The organism is Mucilaginibacter sp. GW821-FHT07G05 (assembly GCF_059418565.1).
The window spans coordinates 47,147-72,270 of the sequence record NZ_JBWKQC010000002.1; the positions used below are offsets into that span (position 1 = coordinate 47,147).

15 protein-coding genes are annotated in these 25,124 nt (G+C 44.5%); 9 read left to right on the forward strand and 6 right to left on the reverse strand.

Translation table 11 applies throughout. From position 1 onward, the window contains the following. Positions 1-97 precede the first annotated feature (97 nt). A complete protein-coding gene (locus AC07NA_RS04585) occupies positions 98-1,300 on the forward strand; it encodes a glycosyltransferase WbsX family protein (protein WP_494896063.1) in 1,203 nt (400 codons plus the stop codon). Positions 1,301-1,658: 358 nt separating this feature from the next. On the opposite strand, the gene AC07NA_RS04590 is transcribed toward AC07NA_RS04585, so the two are convergent. Both AC07NA_RS04590 and AC07NA_RS04595 read right to left on the reverse strand, forming a co-directional pair. Beyond that, complete coding sequence (locus AC07NA_RS04590) at positions 1,659-2,432, reverse strand: HAD-IIA family hydrolase (protein WP_345210427.1); 774 nt, start codon at positions 2,430-2,432, stop codon at positions 1,659-1,661. A 238-nt stretch (positions 2,433-2,670) separates the two neighbouring features. Then, positions 2,671-4,104 (reverse strand): cyclodeaminase/cyclohydrolase family protein, encoded by a 1,434-nt coding sequence (locus AC07NA_RS04595; RefSeq protein WP_494896066.1) that lies wholly within the window; start codon positions 4,102-4,104, stop codon positions 2,671-2,673. 785 nt (positions 4,105-4,889) lie between these two features. Between AC07NA_RS04595 and AC07NA_RS04600 the strand changes: the two genes are divergently transcribed. The 5 genes from AC07NA_RS04600 (at position 4,890) to AC07NA_RS04620 (ending at position 18,607) form a co-directional block, all read left to right on the forward strand. Further along, positions 4,890-9,020 carry a hybrid sensor histidine kinase/response regulator transcription factor gene (locus AC07NA_RS04600; RefSeq protein WP_494896068.1) on the forward strand — a complete coding sequence of 1,377 codons (4,131 nt, stop codon included), beginning with the start codon at positions 4,890-4,892 and terminating at the stop codon, positions 9,018-9,020. Positions 9,021-9,313: 293 nt separating this feature from the next. After that, positions 9,314-12,505, forward strand: a complete 3,192-nt coding sequence (locus tag AC07NA_RS04605) for a SusC/RagA family TonB-linked outer membrane protein (RefSeq protein WP_494896070.1) — start codon at positions 9,314-9,316, stop codon at positions 12,503-12,505. A gap of 11 nt (positions 12,506-12,516) precedes the next feature. Then, on the forward strand, positions 12,517-14,214 hold the full coding sequence (locus AC07NA_RS04610; RefSeq protein ID WP_494896072.1) for a RagB/SusD family nutrient uptake outer membrane protein: 1,698 nt from the start codon (positions 12,517-12,519) through the stop codon (positions 14,212-14,214). Positions 14,215-14,339: 125 nt separating this feature from the next. Further along, on the forward strand, positions 14,340-16,736 hold the full coding sequence (locus AC07NA_RS04615; RefSeq protein ID WP_494896074.1) for a glycoside hydrolase family 2 TIM barrel-domain containing protein: 2,397 nt from the start codon (positions 14,340-14,342) through the stop codon (positions 16,734-16,736). A gap of 35 nt (positions 16,737-16,771) precedes the next feature. Beyond that, positions 16,772-18,607, forward strand: a complete 1,836-nt coding sequence (locus AC07NA_RS04620; protein WP_494896076.1) for a glycoside hydrolase family 35 protein — start codon at positions 16,772-16,774, stop codon at positions 18,605-18,607. Positions 18,608-18,715: 108 nt separating this feature from the next. On the opposite strand, the gene AC07NA_RS04625 is transcribed toward AC07NA_RS04620, so the two are convergent. Then, positions 18,716-19,270 (reverse strand): hypothetical protein, encoded by a 555-nt coding sequence (locus AC07NA_RS04625; RefSeq protein ID WP_494896078.1) that lies wholly within the window; start codon positions 19,268-19,270, stop codon positions 18,716-18,718. A 237-nt stretch (positions 19,271-19,507) separates the two neighbouring features. Here AC07NA_RS04625 and AC07NA_RS04630 point away from each other — a divergent pair, with 237 nt between their 5' ends. After that, positions 19,508-20,527: a patatin-like phospholipase family protein gene (locus AC07NA_RS04630; RefSeq protein WP_494896080.1), complete on the forward strand. Its 1,020-nt coding sequence runs from the start codon at positions 19,508-19,510 to the stop codon at positions 20,525-20,527. A 437-nt stretch (positions 20,528-20,964) separates the two neighbouring features. On the opposite strand, the gene AC07NA_RS04635 is transcribed toward AC07NA_RS04630, so the two are convergent. The 3 genes from AC07NA_RS04635 to AC07NA_RS04645 are packed head-to-tail and all read right to left on the reverse strand — an operon-like array spanning position 20,965 to position 22,676. Next, positions 20,965-21,723: an alpha/beta fold hydrolase gene (locus AC07NA_RS04635; RefSeq protein ID WP_494896082.1), complete on the reverse strand. Its 759-nt coding sequence runs from the start codon at positions 21,721-21,723 to the stop codon at positions 20,965-20,967. Between the two features lie 45 nt (positions 21,724-21,768). Further along, positions 21,769-22,224 carry an organic hydroperoxide resistance protein gene (locus tag AC07NA_RS04640; RefSeq protein ID WP_494896084.1) on the reverse strand — a complete coding sequence of 152 codons (456 nt, stop codon included), beginning with the start codon at positions 22,222-22,224 and terminating at the stop codon, positions 21,769-21,771. Between the two features lie 17 nt (positions 22,225-22,241). After that, a complete protein-coding gene (locus tag AC07NA_RS04645; protein WP_494896086.1) occupies positions 22,242-22,676 on the reverse strand; it encodes a MarR family winged helix-turn-helix transcriptional regulator in 435 nt (144 codons plus the stop codon). A gap of 374 nt (positions 22,677-23,050) precedes the next feature. Between AC07NA_RS04645 and AC07NA_RS04650 the strand changes: the two genes are divergently transcribed. Continuing rightward, a complete protein-coding gene (locus tag AC07NA_RS04650) occupies positions 23,051-23,533 on the forward strand; it encodes a hypothetical protein (protein ID WP_494896088.1) in 483 nt (160 codons plus the stop codon). Positions 23,534-23,611: 78 nt separating this feature from the next. Further along, positions 23,612-24,898 (forward strand): serine hydrolase domain-containing protein, encoded by a 1,287-nt coding sequence (locus tag AC07NA_RS04655; protein WP_494896090.1) that lies wholly within the window; start codon positions 23,612-23,614, stop codon positions 24,896-24,898. The last annotated feature ends 226 nt before the right edge of the window (positions 24,899-25,124 follow it).

The following is a 25,124-nucleotide window of genomic DNA, read 5'->3' on the forward strand; positions in this document are numbered from 1 at the left end:
ATCGGCCCAATAGTATTTACTTAATAGCGGCATGAAAGTACAGGAAGGTTAACCGCGAAAAACAAGTAGGTTTGAAGGTTATAAACCAATCGCGCTCATGAAACCTAAAAAGATATTGAATTTACCGCTTGCCATACTTGCGCTGTTTTGCTGTTATACGGCCATGGGGCAGGCTAAAAAAACGCAGCCGAAACAGCATTATGATGTAGCGGCATTTTTGTACCCGGCCTACGCCACCGGCGACCCTCGCCTGCGACCGTTTTGGCCATCGGGTATTGGCGAGTGGGAAACCGTAACTAATATGCAAGAGCGTTATCCCGGCCATTACTGGAACCGCAAACCGCTATGGGGAACGGTGAACGAGGCCGATCCGGCTGTAATGTCGATGGAGATTAACCAGGCGGTTAAGCATGGCGTAAACGTATTTATTTTTGACTGGTACTGGTACGATGGCCGCCCGTTTATGGAGACTACCTTAGACAACGGTTTTTTAAAGGCCGACAATGTTGACCAGATGAAGTTTTACCTGATGTGGGCCAACCACGATGTGGTGAACACCTGGGATACCCGCCTCAATAAATACAACGAAAACAATGTGATTTGGGCAGGCAAGGTAAGTCGTGCCGAATTTGAAAAGATCTGTAAACGCAATATTGAAAAGTATTTTAAGCGGCCGCAATACTATAAAATTGATGGTAAGCCCGTGTTTATGATATACGATTTGCCGCAACTGATCGACGGACTTGGCGGCGTAGAGCAGGCGGTTGACGCGCTGAAATGGTTTAAGAACGAAACCAAAAAGGCAGGCTTCCCGGGGCTCGATCTGCAACTCACCATGTGGTCTATCAATGTAAATTATAGTGGGTTTGATGGCAGCAAGACTAAAAACCCGGAGAACGCCTTTGTTAAAAAGCTTGGATTTACCAGCGCCACCCACTACCAGTTCGCGCATTTTGTAAACGTGAACGATGATTATATGAACATTATGGAAGGCGTTAAAAAGGAATGGGCCCGTATTGATACCACTTTTGAACTAACGTATTACCCGCACATTAGTGTCGGTTGGGATAACAGTCCGCGTACGGGGAGTAGCGCCGTGGTGAAGAACAACACGCCTGCAAACTTTGAAAAAGCCCTGCGTTCAGCCAAAGCCTACGCCGACGCGCACCCTAAACAAGCCCCCCTCATTACCCTCAACAGTTGGAACGAGTGGACCGAAACCAGCTACCTGCAACCCGATAACGTATACGGCTACGGCTACCTCGAAGCAGTGAAAAGGGTGTTTGTGGATGATAAGTAGGGGAATATGTGCTTAAACGGGCTATATCAACTCACCCCGACTTCGCTTCGCTCGTCACCCGTCTCTCCGCAAGCGGAAAGAGGGGCTTTGCTTTTTTTACCCTCTTTGCGAAGCAGAGAGGGTGGTCCAGCGAAGCGTGGACCGGGTGAGTTGACGGCTATACTCTCAGGGAGGGGAAGCGCACATTGACCCACGCTTTTTATGAAAGCTATTATCAAGTTACCACTTGCGCTGATCTGCGATCAGTGCTTAACGTGGGTGGGCATTTATAATGCCCATGTGGCGATACAATCGCTGACCCAGATTAAGCACTCATTACAAATGAGCGCAAGTATTTTGGTAAGCCGGCATTGCTAATCTACCACCACTTCAACGGAAACTGTATCTTATCTACCGAGCCTACCACCATGTCGGGTTTAAAGGCGTAATCGCCAAGCTGACTTTGGGCGGTAATGCCCGATAGCACCAGTATGGTTTTGTAGCCCATTTGTACGCCGCCCTGTATATCGGTTTCCATGGTGTCGCCAATTACGGTGGTTTCGGCGGTTTCCAGGCCTAAGAATTTCCTTGCCGAACGCATCATAACCGGACTTGGCTTACCTGTTACAAAGGCTTTTTTACCGGTAGCTTCCTCAATCATGGCTGTGGTAGCAGCAATGCCGAGGTTGTTCCATCCCGGTTTTTTTGGGGAAGGGTCGCGGTTGGTGGTGATGAATTTAGCGCCCGAAAGTATCATGTCTATAGCGCGTTGCACCATTTCGAGCGTAAAGTTGCGACCTTCGCCTAATACCACAAATTCAGGGTCGGAGTCTACCAGGGTAATACCGTTTTCGTGCAAGCTGGTAAGCAAACCGCCCTCGCCTAAAACGTAAGCGGTGCTGTTGGGGCTTTGGTCGCCCAGGAACTTGCCGGTGGCCATGGCGCTGGTATAAACATGTTTGGTTTCTACAGTAATGCCCAGTCGTTTGAGTTTGCGCACAGCTTCGAGGGTAGTCCGTTGGCTGTTATTAGTCATGAAGGTGAACGGTATATCTTCTTTTAAAAGGTGAGCTATAAATTTATCAGCGCCGTAAATCATTTCTTCGCCGCTGTAAATAACGCCGTCCATATCAATCAGTAGTCCTTGTTTCATGGTATAGTTGTTAGTTGGTCAAATATAGCGGGAGGAATGATAAAACTATGGGTTGTTTACCGAAAAAGAATTACGGAATATACATGGGCGTACCCCTGCGGGTCGGGCTATACGTTCATACGCGCACAAGGCCTTAGGCGCATGGCCGGTATCCACTTCTATCCCTTACGCGGGGGAGGGGTAGAGGCACACGCGACACGCGTGCGCTGACGTTGGTATTAAATGCACTGAATAACGTTTAATCAAACCGAACCAATTGAAGCTCTTCAAGTCGAATAGCCATAGTTTCTATAGAAACATTAAATATCTCCGCCATTGATTTAAATGACACATTATCATAGAACGTAGCAGATGAAATGATTCTGGATAGTTCACGCAAATTTTTACATTCTTGCCTAAACCTGCCTACACTAACTCCTCTTAATGCGAAAACGGTGCTTTCATTTATTACAAAATGGTTAGTCAGAAATAATTGGCTAAAAAAGCTCTTTACTTGCTTTTTCGGCATTAAAAAATATGTGGCAAATTTATCTGCCTGAAGTTCTACAGGCTCTCTGGAATTACCTGAATTCGACCCATCCAATGCCTTGTCTCTATGTAATAAATTTTGTTTGTGTAAAAATGCATGGCCAAGTTCATGAGCAGCAGTAAAATTCTGTGTCTCTTTAGAAAACTGCTCAGAAACTAAAACTTCTTTTTTTTCTTTATCAATAATTCCAGCTATTTCAAATATCTCTCCACCAACAGGATGCTGGCCCAAAGTGTCCATTTTCAAATATTGATAATTTAATATTTTGGTCAATACATTTTGGGGTTTAAGTACGTCAATTGGATTTTCATATGATTTTTGCTTAAAAAGTTTCTCCTTGTGTTTCCATAAGGTGTTTTGTACAAGGCAAGCAACTTGTTCAATTTCTGCGTAGGATAGATTTGCACCTACCCATTGGTTTGATGAAAGCAGTTTTAAATCTTTTTGATATATTTTATTTCGTTCTGCTTCATCTTCAATAGCTGCAAGGCATTGATTTGCTTTTTTTGTCAAATTCAGATAGCTTTCCTTTAAAATATCCGTATCATTTCTAATCTGTGCGATATGATCATCTTCACCAATAGATAAAAAATTCAAGTTGACAATAGATAGACAGCCAGCAATTGCTGCTACTGCGTTATTCAACGCAACACCAGAATCTCCCCTTGCTGACTGAAAACCTTTGTGGAACAAAAACAAAGCAAAATCAGCTAATTCGGCACACTGTTTTGCAATATCAATGGGCATTTTTGTTGCAATAATCATTGCCTCATTTAATTGTTTATTTAATTCACTTTTTTTCAAGGAAACTGTCTCCTTCTTCAGATTATTACGAAGTTGTATTACAGTGTCAAATTGCTCTGAATCAGTTTGAAATAGATGAAGTAGTTGCGGATAGATGCGATTTTTTATTTCAAATTCCATCGAATTAAGCTTCGTAAGCCATTTGCTGTAAGCCGACCGTTTTTTAGTGAGATCTATCACTGTTTTAATTAATTGTGCAGCTAACATTCCCTGTAGAGCGGCCGCACTACCTGAACCAGGCTTATGTTTGCCTAAGCCAAATTTCTCAAGAAGTTCTTCAGTTGATAATTTTATTAACTCACCGTGCATAACTATCATTAATTCAAAAAGTTGTATCATATAAATTTACGAATAAATTTAGTAAAGACAAAAGTTTGGCATCGTGTAATCTCACTCCGTTCTGCTAAGCTTTTAATTTATTCATCCCAAGTTACACAGACTTATTTCTGGAACCCATCAAATGCTCAACCTCCAAACGCTCAACCTTACATGTGAGATGTTGAAACAAGTTCAACATGACCAGACTTGTGTGCCTACACATTCCCTCTACCACTCAATCCTCCCAACTACCGCCCCCGCGTTAGTGATGGCAGCGGATACCGGCCTTGCGCCTAATGCCTTGTGCGCGTATGAGCGTACAGCACGGGCCGCAGGCAACGCCCTTGTTTAAAACTAAGAAACAAGGAAATAGAAGCAAGAAATAAGAATCAGGAATCAAGAGATCGGAAGGTAGAACCGAGAAATAAGAATCAAGAAACAAGATAGAACCAGGAAATGAGAATCAAGAAACAGGAGATCAGGAAATATAAGTAAGCCTTTGCATTCTCATTCATTATCTTATTAACTATTGAAAAGCTTGATCATCAGCTTTATACCTGTTTAAAGAAAAACTGAAAAGACCAAGCCTTAACTTATTTCAATAAAAATAAACGGTAGCTTCATTTTAAAGCATTGATTTTTATTGTGTTACGGTTATTTTACTGTGTAAGATAATGTATGCCCCGTCGCATGCTATTTACATGATAAAATTTTACCTATTTTTACCACAACCAAATTATCAAACTGCTACTCTGCCGGCTTGCATACGGAAAAGAATAGGGTAACGCGTAAATTCAAAATTAGTAATGAGAGTACTGCCCGTGTTTTTATTTATTGTATCTGTAAGTTTTGGCTTTAATGCGGCAGGGCAGGTATGGCAAAAAAGTGCCGGTAAACAATTCGACCCGGGTAATTACGCGCTTAAAACGTACACTATTAATGATGGTCTGCCATCAAAAAGCACCACCGCGGCGTTAAAGGATGAACGCGGCTTTATGTGGGTAGGTACAGAGAACGGCCTGTGCAAGTTTGATGGTTACAGCTTCAAAACCTTCGTAAATACATCGGGCGATAGCTCAACCATTACCAACAATAACATTACCGCCCTGGCCGAAGATAAAAAAGGCCGCATTTGGGTAGGCACCATGGATGGCCTCAATATATTCGACCCGCTTACCGAAAAATTCGAACGCTTTTATCACCAGGACAATAACCGCGCCTCGCTAAGTAATAACAAAGTATGGGCCTTACTGGCCGACAGGCAGGGCATGGTTTGGATTGGTACCGATGATGGTTTTAACCTTTTTAACGAAAAAACGCGCACGTTCACGGTGTTCCGGCCCGATGCAGGCAACCCTTATGCCATGAAGGGTAAATCGGTAAATGCCATAATTGAAGATAAGGCGAACAACCTTTGGCTGGGCAACTGGAGCGGCGGTTTAAACAAGTTTGATAAGCGCAGCAGGCATTTCAGCAATTACAAACAGCAACAGGCGCCGGGGCAAAAAAACCCGAACGATATATGGAGCCTTTGTTACGCCGGTGACGGGCAAATATGGGTAGGCACTTACTGGAAGGGGCTTTTTAAGTTTAACCCGGCAACTGCCGCGTTTACCGCGTGGCCCTGCGGCGCGCAAAACAATACTACCATATACAATATTGGCAACGCCGGTAAAAATGAGTTGCTGGTAAGTGGCAATACCGGCTTTTACTGGCTCAACGTTAACGGCAAGCAACAGCAAAAAATTGAAGACCTGGCCAGCCTGTCAAACGGCGATATTTATACCGACAGGGGCGGCATTGTTTGGATATGCGCTAAAGACGGCCTTACCAAGCTCGACTTTAAGCAGTATAAATTTAACCTGCTGCCATTATCGCTCAGGCAAAAAGAGGTTAAAGATTTTACCGTGCGCGATTCGGTATTTTGGATAGCTACCAATAACGGCTTATTAAAGTTCGACTATAAAAAGGGTACCAATACCACCTTTACACACAATGCTAACCCCAAAAGTTTGGCCAGCAGCGAGATCCTTCGCCTGTATTTTGATAGCCGAAACACACTGTGGGTACTAACCGAGAACGGGTTCGACCAGTTTGATCAAAGCACCAATACATTTTTGCACCATCAGCATCACTCGGCCATAGGCAGTTTATTTAATGAGGATGTTTTTAGGGATATACTGGAAGTAAACCCCGGCGAATACTACCTGGCTACAGATGCGGGCCTCAAAATATATAACAGTAAAACCGGCGGCTTTACCCACTATTATAACGATAGTAATAACCCGGCATCGTTAAGCAATAATCACCTGTATTGCCTGCAAAAAGATGCGGGCGGTGATGTATGGATAGGCACCAGCGGCGGCGGGCTTAACCGTTTCAACCAAAAAACAAGGCGTTTCCGTACGTACATGATCAATAATAAGGCCCGTGGCGGTATTAGCAGTAATACCGTAAATAACATATTTATGGATAGCCATAAAAACCTGTGGATATGCACGCCCGATGGCTTAAATAAGTACGATGGCAAAAGCGATTCGTTCACAGTGTACTCAAAAAACAACGGCTTTGCCAGCAACGTATTCACCAACATTACCGAAGATAAACGCGGCAACTTATGGACAACCACCGGTAAAGGCATAGCCATGTTTAACCCAACCTCGTTGGAGGTTAAAAATTTTGATGAGGCCGATGGCGTATACGTAAACACCATATTAAGCAAAGTGCCATCGGGCGAAATGTATATTGCCGGTAATGATGGCGTAGTATATTTTGATCCGCTTAATATTAAGTATAACCGCGATGCCCCGCCTGTGTATTTTTCTGATTTCCAGGTGTTCAACAAAACGGTGTTGCCGGGTAAAAAATCGCCCTTAAAGGAAAGCCTTACCACGGCCGGTAAAATAGTGCTCAACTATAGTCAAAGTGTTTTCTCGCTGGAGTTTGTGGCGTTAAACTACAGTCATTCTGAAAAGAACGAGTACGCTTACCAGCTACAGGGCTTTGATAAAAAGTGGAATTACGTAGGCAAACAGCGTAAGGCAACCTATACTAACTTAAATCCGGGCGAATATGTATTGCATGTAAAAGCCTCCAATAACGATGGCTTGTGGAACGAAAAAGGGCGGTCGATAACCATCATCATTACCCCGCCATGGTATAAAACATGGTGGGCGTACCTGCTGTACCTGGCTACGGTATGCGGTATTATTTACGCTTATATTTTATACCGCGACAGGCAGGCTAAACTGAAATACGAAATACAAATAGCCCACATGGAGGGCGAAAAAGAGAAGGAACTCAGCGAAAAGAAGCTATCGTTCTTTACCAATATTTCGCACGAGTTTCGCACGCCGCTTACGCTGATCATTAACCCGGTTAAGGAGCTGCTTTACAAGGATGATAAAAATGTGGATACCACCAACCTCAACATTGTTTATCGTAACGCGCGTCGCTTATTGAGCCTTGTTGATCAGTTATTATTGTTCCGTAAGGCTGATGCTGAGGCCGATAAGTTGAACATTGCCTGCCTCAACCTGGTTAATTTGGCCAAGGAGGTATTTTTATGCTTTACACACCAGGCACGTACCAAAAACATCACCTTTGAGTTTGATTGCGCCGAAGACCATATTGAAGTATATGCCGACAGGGAGAAGATGGAAATCGTGCTGTTCAACCTGCTCTCGAACGCTATTAAGTTTACCCCCGAAGGCGGTACGGTAAAGGTTACGGTAAATTTATTGGCCGATGCCATACAGATAGCCATAGCCGATACAGGCTGCGGCATAACCGAAGAAGCGGGCGAAAAGCTGTACAATCGCTTTTACCAGGATCAATATGGCAGCACTTCAGTAAAGGGAGGCTTTGGTATAGGGTTATATTTGGTAAAGAGCTTTATTGAAGGCCACGGCGGTAATATCAGCTACAAAAGTAAGATCAATGAGGGCACTACCTTTTCAATTACACTGCTTAAAGGACGAAACCACCTGCCCGCAGACCTCGTACTGGACAACGCGGATACCGGCTCGGTGTTTTTAAAGGAACTGATTGAGGATGAGATAACCGCCAACCAATTGGTTGAAGCCGCCGACGAAAATTTGTACGATGAACAGTTGGCTACCGACAACAAAAGCCTGCTCATTATTGATGATAATAACGACATAAGGGAATACATAAAGCAGGTTTTTAAGCTCGATTATATTTTATACGAGGCCGATAACGGCGAGGATGGTTACCGCATGATAAAAGAACACCTGCCCGATATTGTGATATGCGATGTAATGATGCAGGGTATGAGCGGTATTGAGCTTTGTAACCTGGTAAAAGAAGACATTACCATATCGCACGTACCCATTGTTTTACTAACCGCGAGCGCTTCGCCCGAGATAAAGCTGAAAGGTATTGAGGGCGGTGCCGATGACTATATAAGTAAACCTTTTGATAAGGAAATACTTAAGGCACGTGTGGCGGGTATACTGAAAAGTAAGAACAACCTGCAAAAGTATTTTTATAACGAAATAACGCTCAACTCAAACAACCTGCGCATATCTGCCGAGTATAAAGACTTTTTGGATAACTGTATCCGTATAGTTGAACTGCACATTACCGAGCCCGACTTTACCATACAGGTACTTGCCGATGAAATAGGTATGTCGCGGTCAAATCTGTATAAAAAGATAAAATCGGTTTCGGGGCAATCTGCCAATGGTTTTATACGCTTCATCCGCTTGCGTAAGGCGGCGGAGATCTTTATCAATACCGATAATACTATTCTGGAAACCTCTTACCTGGTGGGTATTAACGATGCCAAGTACTTCAGGGAACAGTTCAATAAGGTGTTTAACATGAATCCGTCGCAGTATATTAAGAAATACCGCAAGCCATTCTCCAACAATTTAAACCTCAGTCCTGAATTGGCCAGGGCAGGCCGGCGATAATTTTATTTCCGGGCTCGGCCATATTTACTTCAACAACCTGTGGTTTTATCCGTATTGTTTGTTTTTATCGTTTTTAGGGGGTGAAATTATCTGTTCACCCCTGTAATATTGCGCATTTACCCCCTGCCAAATTATTGGTTTAGCACCAATTTAGCACTTGTAAACCAGTTAAACCATGCTAATTATTTCGGAAACGAGAAGTGGATATTCCCATTGATCGATCAATCCAATTAATCACCGTACCGGTTTTCTGCTTTAGCCAAACCAATTATTAAAACTAATTATTACAAAAAATGAGAAAAAATTTACTGTGTGAATTTTCGCCGCCATGGTCGTCAAAAAAGGCAATGTATGTGTGTGCCGCCATTTTACCCGGTCTGCTTTTAATGGCAGATACCGGATATGCCAATACAAGCATTAACAAAACACCGGGTCATTACAAAACGGCTAAGCAGGCCGAAACAACCGTAAAAGGTACCGTAACCGATGAAAAGGGAAGCCCGCTGCCGGGTGTAAGCGTTAGCGTAAAAGGTACCACCAACGGTACCATGTCTGACGTTAAGGGCGAATATAGTATCCGCGTAGCCGGCGAGAGTGATGTATTGGTATTTTCATCGGTAGGTTATGTTACACAAGAGGTAACGGTATCTGCCAAAACTACCATCAACATACAATTACAGCCCGATTCAAAATCACTTAACGAGGTGGTAGTAGTAGGTTACGGTACGCAAAAAAAAGCTACCGTAACAGGTTCAATATCGCAGGTTAAGGGTGCCGATCTGGTGAAGAGCCCGCAGCCCAACTTATCTAACTCGCTGGCAGGCCGTTTTTCGGGTGTGGTGATCAATAATCGTGGTGGTGAGCCGGGTTATGATGGTTCAAGCATTACCATACGTGGTTTGGCTACTACAGGTAGCAACAGCGTATTGGTAGTGGTTGATGGTATCCCCGGGCAAGTAGGCGGCCTTGAACGTCTCGACCCTAACGATATCGAAAGCGTATCGGTATTAAAAGACGCGTCGGCTGCTATTTATGGTAACCGCGCCGCTAATGGTGTAATACTGGTAACTACCAAAAAAGGTAAAACCGGTAAACCAACCATTAATTACAGCTTTAACCAGGGCTTTAGCTCGCCAACACGTTTACCGCAAATGGCCGATGCTGCCACTTACGCGCAGATCATGAACGAGATCAGCTATGACTCAAACCCGGCGGGTGGCTTAAACCAATCATATACCGAAGACCAGATTCAAAAGTTCAGGGATGGCTCTGATCCGCTATTATATCCTAATACCGACTGGATCAAAGAAACGCTGAAGGATGTTACTACGCAAAATCAGCATAGCCTTTCTATCAACGGGGGTAATGAGGATGTAAAGTACTTCGTTTCATTGGGTACCGTTAACCAGGATGGTTTATACAAGAACGGCGCTACCAAGTACAAGCAATACAATTTCCGTACAAATGTTGATGCCAACGTATCAAAACTACTGAAAGTAGGCTTGTCATTATCGGGCAGGGAAGAAGATCGTTTCTTTCCGCAGGTAGGCGCAGGTGGTATTTTCAGGTCGATATACCGTGCTAAACCTATCGCGGCAGCTTACTATCCAAACGGTTTGCCAACTACAGGTATTGAAAATGAAAATCCTGCCGTTCAGGTTACTGATATTGGCGGTTCGGTAAAAAGCCCTACACAAACACTTAACGCTATTTTGCGTGGTAGTTTCCTTATTCCGGGAGTGGACGGCTTATCATTGGATGGTTTTTTCTCTGTGGATAAATCAAACACCTTCAGCAAAAGCTTCAACAAACCATACCTGCTGTACAGGTATGATCAGGCTACCGATTTGTATAACAGTGTAATTGTAGGCGGTAATAACCAAAAAGCTACTTTAACCGAAATACATAATAACACATCACTTATTACCTCAAACATCAAATTGAATTTTGCACGCCGTATTGGCAAGCACGATATCAACGCGTTTGTTGGTTACGAGCAAAGCGATAACCATTACGAGTATTTTGACGCGCAGCGTTTCAATTACCTGTCAACCTCGTTGCCCGAGCTTTCGCAGGGTGGTACCGCGGCTACTGATTATTTAAACTCGGGCTACAGCTCAAACTATACCCGCCGAAGCGTGATCAGCCGTTTGGCCTACACTTTTGATGAAAAGTACTTGTTTGAAGGTCAGTTCCGTGCCGATGGATCATCGATATTTCCGCAGGGTAAACAATGGGGTTATTTCCCGTCGGCATCAGTAGGCTGGCGCATATCAAAAGAAGACTGGTTTGCCGATAAGGTAAAAGCCATAAACGATCTAAAGCTGCGTGCCTCATACGGTTCGTTGGGTAATGATAACGTAAATGGTTTCCAGTATTTTGATAACTACACCCTGGTAGGCAACGGTTTTGTAGCCATAACACCTAACGATAATGCATCTGTAATACAGCCGGGTGTAAACCTGGTTAAACTGGCCAATCCTAATATTACCTGGGAGGTAGCTAAAAAGCTCGATATAGGTGTTAACGCCGTATTCCTGAAAAACTTCACGTTAGAGGCTATCTACTTCCAGCAAAAAAGGTCGGGTATATTGGCCACACGTAATGCTTCTATACCGGGTTCATCAGGTATAGTAAACCCTTACGGGTCTGATCCGCTGGTACCTTCAGAAAACATAGGTAAAGTAAACAGCAACGGTTTTGAAGGAACGCTGGGTTACAACCATACCGGCAAAGATTTTAACTGGGGCTTATCAGGTAATATCACTTATGCCAAAAGCAAAATATTATTTATTGACGAGGCAAGCGGTACGCTTGATTACCAACGCCAAACAGGCGGCCCTTTAAATACTTACCTGTTATATAACAGCATAGGTATATTCCGTACGCAGGCCGATCTGGATGCCTATCCGCATGTATCGGGCGCTAAAGTGGGCGATTTAATGTACGAGGATTATAATGGCGACGGACAGATCACTGCTGATGACCAAACCCGTACCAAATACGGTAACATCCCGCAAATTACTTACGGTTTTACCTTCAACGCGTCGTACAAAAACTTCGATATGTCGTTGCTCTTTTCAGGGCAGGCGCAGGTAAGCCAGTACGTACTGCCGGAGTCGGGCAGCGTGGGTAACTTCTACAGCAGCTGGGCCGATAACCGTTTCAGCCCTACCAACACCAACGGAACATTCCCGAGGGTAACAGATCGCGCGTCGAACGCTATCAGCGGCGGCCAGTTCAACAACACCTTCTGGTTAAACAACGCGGCGTTCTTACGTCTTAAAAATGCCGAGCTGGGTTACAATTTCAAATCGTCGGTATTATCAAAACTCAAAATTGGAGGTTTAAGGCTGTATGCCAGTGGGTTCAACCTGTTTACCATTACCAAGGTTAAAGATTACGATCCGGAAGGTAACAGTGGCAGCGGGCAGTTCTATCCGCAGCAGCGAATTATAAACATAGGCGCCAACGTTAAATTTTAACACTTACAAAAATGAAATTAACATATAAAAAGCCGTTATTCTTAGCGTTATGCACCATAGTATCGTTGGCGGCATGTAAAAAAGATTTCTTAGATGTGCAGCCTACCGATAGGATAGCTACATCGGCCATAGAAAGTGATACAGCGGTTTTTGAGGCTTTTGTAACCAACCGTTACATAGGCGCACGCTTGCAGGACAAAGAGGCCGACGGTTCAAACCCGGGTTTTGGCCGTGGTTTTGAATACAGCATGATGAGCTCATTTACCGATGAATCCATCTACAATAATGACGATGCTACCTGGCTGATTCAAAGAGGCCAGCTGGCACCCGAAAATTTGGGAAGCGCCGGTGTAATATGGGGCCGCAGTTACAGGGGCATCCGTGAGTGTAATTATGCTTTAAGCATATTGCCAAAGCTTACCATGAGCGCGGGGCATAAGAGCAGGCTGGAAGGCGAGCTGAAATTTGTAAGGGCTTTCCGCTACCAGGACCTTATTCGTAATTACGGTGGTGTAGTGCTTATGGGCGATAGGGTAGTTAACCTTACCGATGACCTGCAAGATCCTACTCTGTTTGCAAGGGCTACCATTAAAGAGAGCATTGATTATGTTTCGGCACAGCTTGATGATGCCGCGGCTAAACTGCCTTTAGATAATAGCGGCACCTGGCTGCCCGGTCGCGCTACCAAAGGCGCTGCGCTGGCCTTAAAATCGCGCTTGCTGTTGTATGCCGCAAGTCCGCTTTACAATGCCGGTACCTGGACAGCCGCGGTTGATGCCGCGCAGGCAGTTATCAGCCTTAATAAATACGGTATTTACACCGGTGGTTACAATAACCTGTTTTTAATTAACGAAAACAACGAGGCTATCTTTTCAAGATACTTCACCAAAAATGCCAACCATACCCACCTCGAAATTGCTAACGGACCTAACGGCTACGGAGGCTGGGCAGGTAACACGCCGCTGCAAAACCTGGTTGACGATTATGAGATGAACAACGGTAAGGCTATTACCGACCCTACATCGGGTTATGATGCCACAAAGCCGTATGAAAACCGCGACCCGCGCTTTGCTGCCACTATTTTATACAATGGCGCCGCTTATCGCGAACGTAATATAGAAACGTTTGTACCGGGCGGCAAGGATAGTAAAGACGGTATTGATAACTGGAATACTACCAAAACAGGCTACTACCTTAAAAAATTCATGAACGATGCTTATCCGCTGCAAAACCCATGGGGCAACGCGGGCTTTCAGCCGTGGATCTATTTCAGGTATGCTGAGATTCTGTTAAACTTTGCCGAGGCTGCTAACGAAGCTTACGGACCGGATGTGATCCCTACCGGGTCTACGTTTTCGGCAAGGCAGGCCATTAATATGATCAGGCAGCGCCCAAGCGTAAACATGCCCGATTTGCCGAGCGGTTTAACAAAGGAGCAAATGCAAACTGCCGTACGTTACGAAAGGCGTGTTGAATTAGCTTTTGAAGAGCACCGTTTTTATGATGTGCGCCGCTGGAAAATAGCTGCTGTAACCGAAAATAAACCTGCCGCCGGGGTGGTGATCACCAAAACAGGAACAGGGTTTACCTACACATCTAAAGTAGCTTTGGATGGCCGTAAGTTTGAAGACAAGCATTACTGGCTGCCAATTCCGCGTACCGAGATACAGGCCTCTAACGGTTTGCTTAAACAAAACGACGGATACTAAAAAAATGCCATAAATGCCGGGGACATGCTCCCCGGCATTTTAATACTTTTTACCAAAGAATAATTATTAAGCTTAATAGGTAATTCTGTTTCATGCAAATAATAAATACACTACCACGTTACTTTTTGCTGATAGTACTTGTGCTCACGGGCTTTGTTCAGGCATCGGCACAAAACGTTAACGAAAAAGAACTGTTCAATACCGGCTGGAAGTTTCACAAAGGCGACCTGAGCGATGCCCAAAATGTAACCTATAACGATGCCGGCTGGCGTAAACTTACCCTGCCGCACGATTGGAGCATTGAAGAACCGTTCAGCGAAAAATGGGCCAGCGCCACGGCTTACCTGCCGGGCGGCATTGGTTGGTACCGCAAAATATTTACGCTTAGCGCCGCGCAGGCAGGTAAGCGCCTGTACATCTATTTTGATGGTGTTTACATGAACAGCGATGTTTGGATAAACGGCCATCATTTGGGCAAGCGGCCTAATGGTTTTACACCATTCGAGTATGATATTACACCCTTTGTAAATAAGAACAAACCCAATGTGATAGCCGTAAAGGCCGATCATAGCGAGTTTGCCGATTCGCGCTGGTATACCGGTTCAGGTATATACCGTAACGTGTATTTAAAAGTTAAAAACGATGTGCATTTTAAGCTGTGGGGAGTAGGTTTTAGTACCCCCGTTGTTGGTAAAGATAAAGCGGAAGGCAAGGTGAATGTCGCCATTGCTAATAACCAAAACGCGAAAGCGTCGGTTGCCGTAAAAGCCTCGCTTACAGATGATTCCGGTAAGGTAGTAGGCCAAAAAAGCAATACGGTTACCATAGCCGCTAAGGACAGTGCCGATACCGGGCTCGACTTTGTGGTGAACAACCCGAAGTTATGGTCGGTAAACAAGCCTGAGTTGTATACTTTAACCGTTAGCCTTTGGCAAAACGGCAAAAAAACAGATGAGTGGAAAGATGAAGTAGGCATCCGCAAAATAGAATTTGATGCCGATAAAGGTTTCTTTTTGAATGATGAGAAACTGAAGCTGAAAGGCGTGTGTATCCATGATGATGCCGGTGCCCTTGGCGTTGCCGTACCGCCCGAAGTATGGGTGCGTCGTTTACGTAAGCTAAAAGCCGGCGGTACCAATTCTATCCGCATGAGCCATAACCCGCATGCCGATTACCTGTACAAGCTATGCGATAAAATGGGTTTCCTGGTGATGGATGAAGCTTTTGACGAATGGGAATACGGTAAAAATAAATGGGTAGAAGGCTGGAACGTGGGTAAACCTGCCAACTTTGGCTACCATACTTATTTTAAAGAATGGGCCGAACGCGATGTACACGATATGGTACAGCGCAGCCGCAACCATCCTTCAATTATTATGTGGAGCATAGGCAATGAAATTGATTATCCTAATGATCCTTATACGCACCCTGTGCTGGATAGTGGGCGTAATCCGCAGATCTATGGTAAGGGTTACATGCCCGAGCATCCGCCGGTAAGCAGGCTTGGCGAACTATCAAAAAAACTGGCAAACGCGGTAAAAAGCGTGGATAAAAGCAGACCTGTAACTGCCGCCCTGGCCGGTGTGGTGATGTCAAACACTACCGATTATCCGGATAATTTGGATTTAGTGGGTTATAATTACCAGGAGTACAGGTATAAAGACGACCATGCCAAATACCCTAAAAGATTTATTTACGGCAGCGAAAACGGTATGGCTATCAGCGCCTGGAACGCCGTTGACAGCAACCAATACATATCGGCCCAATACCTGTGGACGGGGATCGATTACCTGGGCGAAGCCGGTAAATGGCCTTGGCGCAGTAACGAAGCCGGTTTACTGGATATGGCAGGCTTTGAAAAGGCATCCTACTATTTACGTAAAGCTTTGTGGACTAATGAACCCGTAATTTACCTGGATAGCTTTGACGGCGCCGCTAATGACAGGGCGGTGAAAAATCCGCGTGCTACCAACCGTAGCTGGAACTGGCCTGCGGGTTCAAAGATCAAAATACGCTGTTCCACCAATTGCGATGAAGCCGAACTTATACTGAACGGTAAATCGTTAGGCAAACAGGCAGTAAAAAACGATCATACATTGTTTTTTGATGCTTTTGATTATGAACCGGGCGAGCTATTGGTTAAGGGATACAGGAACGGTAAAGAAATTTGTACCGATAAGCTGATTACCGCAGGGCCCGTAGCTGCTATTAAAGCTAATGTTTACCGCGACGCTTTAATTGCAAAGCAGACTGCTTATCAGCAAATTGAGGTAAATATTACCGATGCAAAAGGTATATTAGTAAACAATGCCGATGGCGTGCTCAATGTAAAAACAAACAAGGATGCTGTTATTATGGGTATAGAGAACGGCGATGCCACCAGTCATGATTCGTTTACGGCTGCCGAACATAAGGTGAGGAATGGCAGGCTCATTATCTACCTTAAAAAATTAAACCCTTTAACAGCCGCCGGTATCGTGCTCACCTACCCGGGAGCCGCGCCTGTAACGGTTACACTATAAATACGAACAAACTTTAAAACCAAGCACATATATACATGAAGTTAATTTACCGCCACTATTTTTTACTGTTAAGTATGGCAGTGCTGCTATCGTTCAATAGTTGCAGCAACAAAGCCGAACATACCTTCGCGCTTAGCGATTCAACCTTTTTGCTGGATGGCAAACCTTTCCAGATCATTTCCGGGGAGATGCATTATCCGCGTGTACCGCGCGAAGCCTGGCGCGCCCGTATGAAAATGGCCAAGGCCATGGGCCTGAACACCATTGGTACCTACGTTTTCTGGAACCTGCACGAACCGCAAAAAGATCATTTTGATTTTACAGGCAATAACGACATTGCCGAATTTGTACGCATAGCCAAAGAAGAAGGCCTGTGGGTGCTGTTAAGGCCAAGCCCTTACGTATGTGCCGAATGGGAATTTGGCGGCTACCCGTACTGGCTGCAAAACGAAAAGGGTTTAATAGTACGCAGTAAAGAAAAGCAATACCTTAAAGAGTACCGCGAATACATAAACGAAGTAGGCCGTCAGCTTGCACCGCTGCAAATAAACCACGGCGGTAACATATTAATGGTTCAGGTAGAGAACGAATACGGATCGTACGGGAAGGATAAGGAGTACCTGGCTATCAACGAAAAGATGTTTAAGGAGGCCGGTTTTGATGGTGTGCTTTCTACCTGCGATCCTGTGCCTGACGTAGCTAACGGCCACCTGCCGGGCTTGCTGCCGGGTGTGAACGGTATCGATGATCCGGTGAAGATTAAAGAATTGATCAACAAAAATAACGGTGGTAAAGGCCCATATTTTGTGCCCGAATGGTACCCGGCCTGGTTCGACTGGTGGGGAACGCCGCACCATACCGTGCCTGCCAAAGAGTACGTTAACCGCTTGGATGCCGCGCTTAAAGGCGGTATATCCATCAATATGTACATGTTTCACGGCGGTACTACCCGTGGTTTTATGAACGGCGCCAACGATAAGGATACCACCCCTTACGAACCGCAGATCAGTAGTTACGATTACGATGCCCCGCTGGATGAGGCAGGTAACGCTACCGATAAGTTTATGCAGTTTAGAGAGGTGATCAAAAAGAACCTGCCTGCCGGGCAGGTATTGCCCGAAGTGCCCGCGGCTAAACCGTCGGCGGCAATGGCGGATATCACGCTGGGTAAATCGGTAAGTTTGTTTGATATTTTGGGTACACCGAAAACCAATGCTACGCCGCTTACCTTTGAAGATATGAACCAGGCTTACGGCTTTATGCTGTACCGCACCACCGTAAAAGGCGGTGCGAAAGGTCTGCTGAAAATTAAGCAATTGCGCGATTACGGTATTGTATTCGTAAACGGCAAACGTGTAGGTGTGCTCGACCGCAGGCTGCGCCAGGATAGTTTGCCGCTGACATTACCGGCGGGCGACGTAACGCTCGATATATTGGTAGAGAACATGGGCCGCGTGAACTTTGGCCCCAACCTGCTGAAAAATAAAAAGGGTATTACCGAAAAGGTAACCTTTAACGGCACAGATGTAAATGGCTGGACAATGTACCCGCTGCCTTTTGATAAGGTGAACACCGCCCAAATAAAAGGCAACAGCACCAAAGCCGACCAACCCGTTCTGAAATACGGAGAGTTCAACCTCGCCAAAGCGCAGGATACCTATCTGGATATGCGTAAATGGGGTAAAGGCCTGGTTTGGGTGAACGGGCACAACCTGGGCAAATACTGGAGCATAGGTCCGCAGCAAACCCTCTACCTGCCCGCCGAATGGCTAAAGGCAGGCAGGAACGACGTGGTGGTATTGGAGCTGCTTAATCCTGCTCAAAGTGTGTTGCCAAGTTTGGCGAAGCCGATATTGAGTGAGGTGAAGTAGGGGGAGAAGTTAAACTATTTACAAAGCCGTTTTCTTTTTGAGGGAACGGCTTTGTTGTTGTTAGAAATACCAGCAAAAAGTTTGTAATTGCTGCCGATATTATAACTATCAGTAAGTATCTAAAAATTCATCTAATACATCTTCGCTATCTAAAGCAAAGATTGCTTCAGCAAGCTTATGTTGACCTTTTGATACTGCAATAGCAGCTAAAGCGGAACTCGCTAATGCCAAATCCCAATCTTTATTCATGCTGAATTTGGCAAGCTCACCTAATGTAGCCAGTGCTTCATTATAATAAGGCAATAAAGCATTAGGTATTTTCGGGTTATCCCTATATCTGCGGACTTCAATCAATGCAACAAGCGCCAGTACATTATAATCAACTAATTGTTTTTCCGATGCTATTCGTACCAAATAGGGAACAGCATAATAAGATGCCAAGCCTATATCGCCCTGATGATATAATTCATCCCATAATTCTTTGTAAACCTTATCACATTCTGCTAAGTTATTTGCTTTTTCAAGTATTTTTAGAGCTACAGAGGCATCGTATTTTGTATTTCTATAACCGCCCTCAAGCTTTTTCCAGATGGGGTTATCTAAATCTAATGATGGCTCGTTAATTGGTTTACCGGCAAAGAAATCTCTTAATTTAAAGGTCATACGGCATATAAGCTTTATTCAAATATATTGAAATGATAGATAGGAAACCTCTTAATAAACTTAAAGGTTTCTTATTCCCATACGCCTCATTTTCTTATCAATTATTTAAACTTTTATTCACACCGAAACTTTTGCGGGTTGAAAACAAATAGCTAACTTTCAGCCCGTTGCAAACGGATACCCCTCGCTGCCAATTATTAACCATAATTAAAGCATATAACCAAAATTTAATTCAGTATGAAAAAGATACTATCAATTGATGGTGGCGGTATCAGGGGCATCATCCCGGGGCAGGTATTGGTGGCGCTCGAAAAAAAGCTTCAAACAAAATCAAAAAATCCGGAGGCACGTATTGCCGATTATTTCGACTTTTTTGCAGGTACCAGCACAGGTGGCATACTTACCTGTATCCATCTTTGTCCGGATGAGGAAAAACCCGGGAAAGCCCGTTTTTCGGCACAACAAGCGGTCGACCTTTATGTAGAACATGGCAGCAGAATATTTGACGTTAGCTTGTATCAAAAAATTAAGGCCGCTAACGGGATTCTGGATGAAAAGTTTAACGCGGCCGCTATTGAAGCCTGTTTGAACCAGTACTTCGGGGATGTTAAACTTAGTCAGTTGTTAAAGCCCTGTATTATCACCTCTTACGATATTCAAAACCGCGCGGCCCATTTCTTTGCCCAGCACGACTACTTAAAACGTGGCGACGGCGGCGATTTCCTGGTGAAAGACGTATGCCGGGCCACTTCGGCCGCGCCTACCTATTTCGAAGCGGCTAAGGTTAAGTCGTTAAGCAATGTAAGCTACCCGCTGATTGATGGCGGCGTGTTCGTTAATAACCCTGCCTTGTGTGCTTACTCGGAGGTGCGCAATTCCAACGGGTTCCCTACAGCCGAAAATATGTTTATCGTTTCCATAGGTACAGGCAGCGAGAACAAGGAGTATGATTATGACAAGGCCAAAGACTGGGGCGCGGCAGGCTGGATCCGTCCGCTTATCGATATCATGATGTCCGGCGCGTCTGAAACCACGCATTATCACTTAACAAAAATGTTTTCTGCCCAGGGTCATCAGGATAATTACATCCGCATCCAACCATCAAAAATGAAGAACGCCAAATTTGAAATGGACGATGCCCACCCCGAAAATATTGCCGCCCTGGTAGAGGTAGGTACTGTTACAGCAGAGGATTGCCCCGATCTTGATCGTATTGTAGATACTTTGCTTAACGATAAAGATTCGGTGACTTTTTAAGTTAGTAATTTAAATGATGTGATTAAAAATCAGTTATTTATAAATTACGTCATTGCAAGGGTTTTAATTTTTTTTGAACTTTGAAGGCAAAATGACGATGGCTCACACCCACTCTCCACTGTCATGCTGAGGAACGAAGCATCTATCGCAGATAAGCATAGCGAAGAAGATTCTTCACGATGTTCAGAATGACAGTTTTTTTTAATTCGTCAGGAATTTTTGCTGCCCCACCACGCTTATCCGGCCCACATGCAACAAGTTCGCTATGCCCGCCTTTGCGCTCATGGCCATCACAGTTCTGCCCGTTTTCGCCCGAAGCTGTTTGCTGACGGATTGAGTAGGCTATCGAATAACTAAGCCTCGGTAAAAAAACAGCCACATCTCCATTGGAGATGTGGCTGTTTTTTTACCGTATACCTAAACTTAAACCTTTTAAATTATTTAGCGCTGTTGGCAGCTTCTTCAATAATGCTTGTTACTTGTTTGGCATGTGATACCATTACAACGTGACTGGCTTCTATTTCGGTTGTTTTGGCTTTTATTCTTTTTGCCATAAAGCGTTCCAGTTCGGGGTTAATGGCTTTGTCGCTTTTGGCTACTATGTACCAGCTTGCTTTGGTTTTCCAGGCCGGTTCACCGCTTTTGTCGCCAAATACGGTTTGTGATGCCGGGGTTTGTGTTGCATAAATGGCGGCTTGTTGTGCAGCAGTCAAATCTTGCGCGAATACGGTTTCAATACCGGTTTTTGACAAGTAGATAAAACCATCCTGTGGTTCAAAATAGTCTGCCAGTTTAACAGCCGGACCATTTGCCGATAGGGTAGGTACGGTTTCGCCCAGATCAGGTACCAGCGCGGCAACATAAACAAGACCTGCCACTTTAGGATCATTACCGGCCTGGGTGATCACAAAGCCACCCCATGAATGGCCTACCAGTATTACTTTTCCTTTGGCACGTGCAATAGCCCTTTTGGTTGCGGCAACATCATCGGCCAGCGAAGTAATAGGGTTTTGTACCGAGATTACAGGATAACCTTTTGCCTGAAGCGCAGTGATCTGGTCGGCCCATGAAGAACCATCGGCCCAAATACCGTGAACAAAAATGATGGTTGGTTTAGTGTTTGTTGCCTGTGCGTTTACTTGTAAACCGCCTATTAACAAGGCAAATATGATGGATAATATTCTGAAAGTTTTCATTGTTGTGATAAATTAAATATGTGTTTGTGATGAAATGATTTTTGATCAATTAGCTGCGGCGAATTCTTCGGCGCTTAAAGTAGTGGTGGTTAAAGTAACCTCTATATTACCTCGTGTAGCGTTAGAGTACGGACAAACCTGGTGAGCTTTTTCAACTAAGGCGTTAGCTGTTTCCTGGTCAACATCGGGTACGTTCACGGCCAAACTAACTACAAGCGCGAAGCCGCCGGCATTGTTAGAGCCGATACCTACACTTGCCCTAACGCTGGTTGTACCGGTGGTCGCTTTTTCGTTTTTTATAACGAGGTTAAGCGCGCTATCAAAACAAGCAGAATAGCCTGCTGCAAATAATTGTTCGGGGTTGGTATATGCGCCGCCCGCGCCGCCTAATTCTTTAGGCATCCTTACGTCAAGGTCGAGTACGTTATCTGAAGAAACTACGTGACCGTTTCTGCCGCCTGTAACGGTGGCTGTTGCTGTATAAATTGCTTTTACTGACATGATTATTGGTTTTTATATTATTTATTATTTTGTTTAGTTCGTTCAAGTATTATGTTGATGCTGTCGCGCAGGGTGCCCATTTCTTCAATGGTAAGGCCAAGGCTGCATTTAAAAGATTCGGGTACGTTCGCCGCTTTTTCTTTTAGGTCGGCCCCGTTTTGTGTAAGGCTTATCATTACCACGCGCTCATCTTCGCGGCTTCTGCTGCGGTTAACCAGTTTCTTACTTTCCAGCTTTTTTAACAGCGGGGTAAGTGTTCCCGAATCAAGCAACAGCTTTTCGCCTATCTCTTTAACCGATAGTTCGCGGTGTTCCCAAAGTAGCATCATCACCAGGTATTGCGGATAAGTAACATCAATACCATCTAAAATGGGTTTGTAATGTGCCGTTAACACCCTTGATAGGGCGTACACCGGGAAACATGCTTGGTTTTCTAATTTTAAGTAATCCATCTTTTGCTGATTGTTGAACAAATATACATTGAGTAAAATTAAATTGTATACAATTTAATTTTACTTGACAATTGGATTACATTGATCAATCTTATAAAATGAAATGCGCCGTGTAAAAGCAGGTGCATTATGTTGCACCATAACTGACAGAAGATTGGTTTTATAGCTATACGACACCATAATTGAACTGTATACAGGCTAAATGATGCAACAAAATCGAAAGCATTTGCAACATATTCGAAAGTGTTTTTTTAGTGGGATATGTTTATTTGTAAGTAATTGCGCCGCTGTTACAATAGGTAATAGTGCTTATTATCGATGGTGGCAAAAGTTTTCTACCTAACGCATATCCTATATTTTATCTAAACCTGTAAATGAAAAAACTACAAATTATACTCATACTAAGCAGTGTACTATTTACCGCGTGCAATTTTAGTAAGGGTACCAAAAAAGACCTCCGCACCGGCTTATCTTTCACCTATAATGGCTTTAGGGTAGATGATGTGCTATTGGTTGACCCTATAGGTAAACCAATGACCGATAATAAAGTACAACTGAACACCCGCGTAGCTGTAGTAGCCGTGGGCATAAGCAATTATGCGCTTAAAGATGGCAAGGCTTATCCCGGCATGATGTTGTTGGTTACCGACAAAAAAGGAACACCTGTGATTAATGCCGCCGACTTATTCAATGGCGACCAAGGCCATCCGCCCACCGAAGCTACCGAACTACACGGCGATATCACCATAGGAAAACCAATGATAACGGGCGAAACCTACCACGTTAAGCTGCGCATTTGGGATAAGGTAAAAACCGATAACGCAATCAACGTAGAAACAGACCTGGCGGTACAATAAGTTTACCCGGCTGATACAGATATTCAGTAACATAACAACTCAATCAACACTAATCAATAAAGTTTTATAACACTACCTATGAAAACAAATTTCTACTCCGGTGCTAACCGCTTTGCGATGAACTCGTTAAAATTTACCCGGTTAATTGCCATTATCGGCCTGCTGCTGTTTGCCGGTTGCAAAAAAGATTCGCCTTCCGAAACTAAAACGGATACCGGCAACGGAACCGGAACGGGCACAGGCACCGGGACGGGAACGGGTACCGGAACAGGCACGGGGACAGGCACTGTTACCGATACCCTCACGGCCAGCAAAGTTGCGGTAGCCGCTTTGGATGACGAGGTTAATGCTTTTATGACGGCCTACAATGTTCCCGGGGTATCGGTAGCCATTACTAAGGGGGAGAAGCTGGTTTATTTAAAAGCTTATGGCGTAAGCGATCAATCAAAAGCTACCAAAGCAGTTATTAGCGACCGCTATCGTTTGGCCAGTCTTTCAAAACAGATCACCGCTGTTGCCATTATGAAACTGCTCGACCAGGGTAAGATAAAGCTGGACGATAAAGTATTTGGCGATGGCGCCTTATTGGGTAAAACCTACGGTACCAAAACTTACGGCGCTAATGTTACCAATATTACGGTTGACCAATTGCTGCACCATACATCCGGAGGTTGGGGTAACTCCGTGAACGACCCTATGTTCACTAACCCCACCTTAACGGCCGCGCAGCTCATCACCTGGACTTTAGACAACCGCCCGCTCGACCATGTACCCGGCACCAGCTACGATTACTCGAACTTTGGCTACAGTATTTTAGGCCGTGTGATAGAAAAGATCACCGGGCAAACTTATGAAGAAGCCGTAAAAACGTTAGTACTAAAACCTATCGGCATTACAGATATGGTTATTGGCGGTAACACCCTTGCCGATAAAAAAACGAAAGAGGTTACCTACTACGGCCAGTCCGGCGAAAATCCTTACGCTTACAACATCAGCCGGATGGACGCGCACGGGGGATGGATAGCTACAGCTGCCGATCTGGCCAGGTTCCTGGTTTATATTGATGGCTTTTCAGTACGTACGGATATTATTACGGCATCATCATTAAAAACCATGTATACCGGCTCAACAGCCAATGCTGCTTATGGCTGCGGCTGGTCTATAGCGAACAAAAACTATTTCCACACCGGAAGCTTGCCCGGTACAGCTACCGAACAGGCACGTTTAGATAATGGGTTTAACTTCGTTATCCTCACCAATACGCGCAGTTTCAAAGCCAATTTTGACCTTGCCTTAGACCAGATCTTCTGGAAGGCTTACGCTAAAAATCCTACCTGGGCCACGGAGGATTTGTTTCTTAAATAGTTAATTAAAAAGCCGGGGTGATCGCTCCGGCTTTTTTTATTTCTGTTTATTCTTGAATTTCCTTTCTTATTTTCCCATCCATTGTGCAAGTTATCGTTGTGCGATGATTATGATGGTATGAGCAAATAATAGTGTTCATGAGGCATACCTATCGCGCAAAATATGGCTGCGCTATTAACCGCTATTGTATCATAACCGCACACTTCGTGTTCGCAATCGCACGCTG

Bases quoted from the DNA above. Each gene is read 5' to 3' on its own strand.
- AC07NA_RS04590 (WP_345210427.1), bottom strand. From the start codon at position 2,432: ATGAAACAAGGACTACTGATTGATATGGACGGCGTTATTTACAGCGGC.
- AC07NA_RS04650 (WP_494896088.1), top strand. From the start codon at position 23,051: ATGAAAAAACTACAAATTATACTCATACTAAGCAGTGTACTATTTACC.
- AC07NA_RS04635 (WP_494896082.1), bottom strand. From the start codon at position 21,723: ATGAAAACTTTCAGAATATTATCCATCATATTTGCCTTGTTAATAGGC.
- AC07NA_RS04640 (WP_494896084.1), bottom strand. From the start codon at position 22,224: ATGTCAGTAAAAGCAATTTATACAGCAACAGCCACCGTTACAGGCGGC.
- AC07NA_RS04600 (WP_494896068.1), top strand. From the start codon at position 4,890: ATGAGAGTACTGCCCGTGTTTTTATTTATTGTATCTGTAAGTTTTGGC.
- AC07NA_RS04605 (WP_494896070.1), top strand. From the start codon at position 9,314: ATGAGAAAAAATTTACTGTGTGAATTTTCGCCGCCATGGTCGTCAAAA.
- AC07NA_RS04595 (WP_494896066.1), bottom strand. From the start codon at position 4,104: ATGATACAACTTTTTGAATTAATGATAGTTATGCACGGTGAGTTAATA.
- AC07NA_RS04645 (WP_494896086.1), bottom strand. From the start codon at position 22,676: ATGGATTACTTAAAATTAGAAAACCAAGCATGTTTCCCGGTGTACGCC.
- AC07NA_RS04620 (WP_494896076.1), top strand. From the start codon at position 16,772: ATGAAGTTAATTTACCGCCACTATTTTTTACTGTTAAGTATGGCAGTG.
- AC07NA_RS04625 (WP_494896078.1), bottom strand. From the start codon at position 19,270: ATGACCTTTAAATTAAGAGATTTCTTTGCCGGTAAACCAATTAACGAG.
- AC07NA_RS04610 (WP_494896072.1), top strand. From the start codon at position 12,517: ATGAAATTAACATATAAAAAGCCGTTATTCTTAGCGTTATGCACCATA.
- AC07NA_RS04655 (WP_494896090.1), top strand. From the start codon at position 23,612: ATGAAAACAAATTTCTACTCCGGTGCTAACCGCTTTGCGATGAACTCG.
- AC07NA_RS04630 (WP_494896080.1), top strand. From the start codon at position 19,508: ATGAAAAAGATACTATCAATTGATGGTGGCGGTATCAGGGGCATCATC.
- AC07NA_RS04585 (WP_494896063.1), top strand. From the start codon at position 98: ATGAAACCTAAAAAGATATTGAATTTACCGCTTGCCATACTTGCGCTG.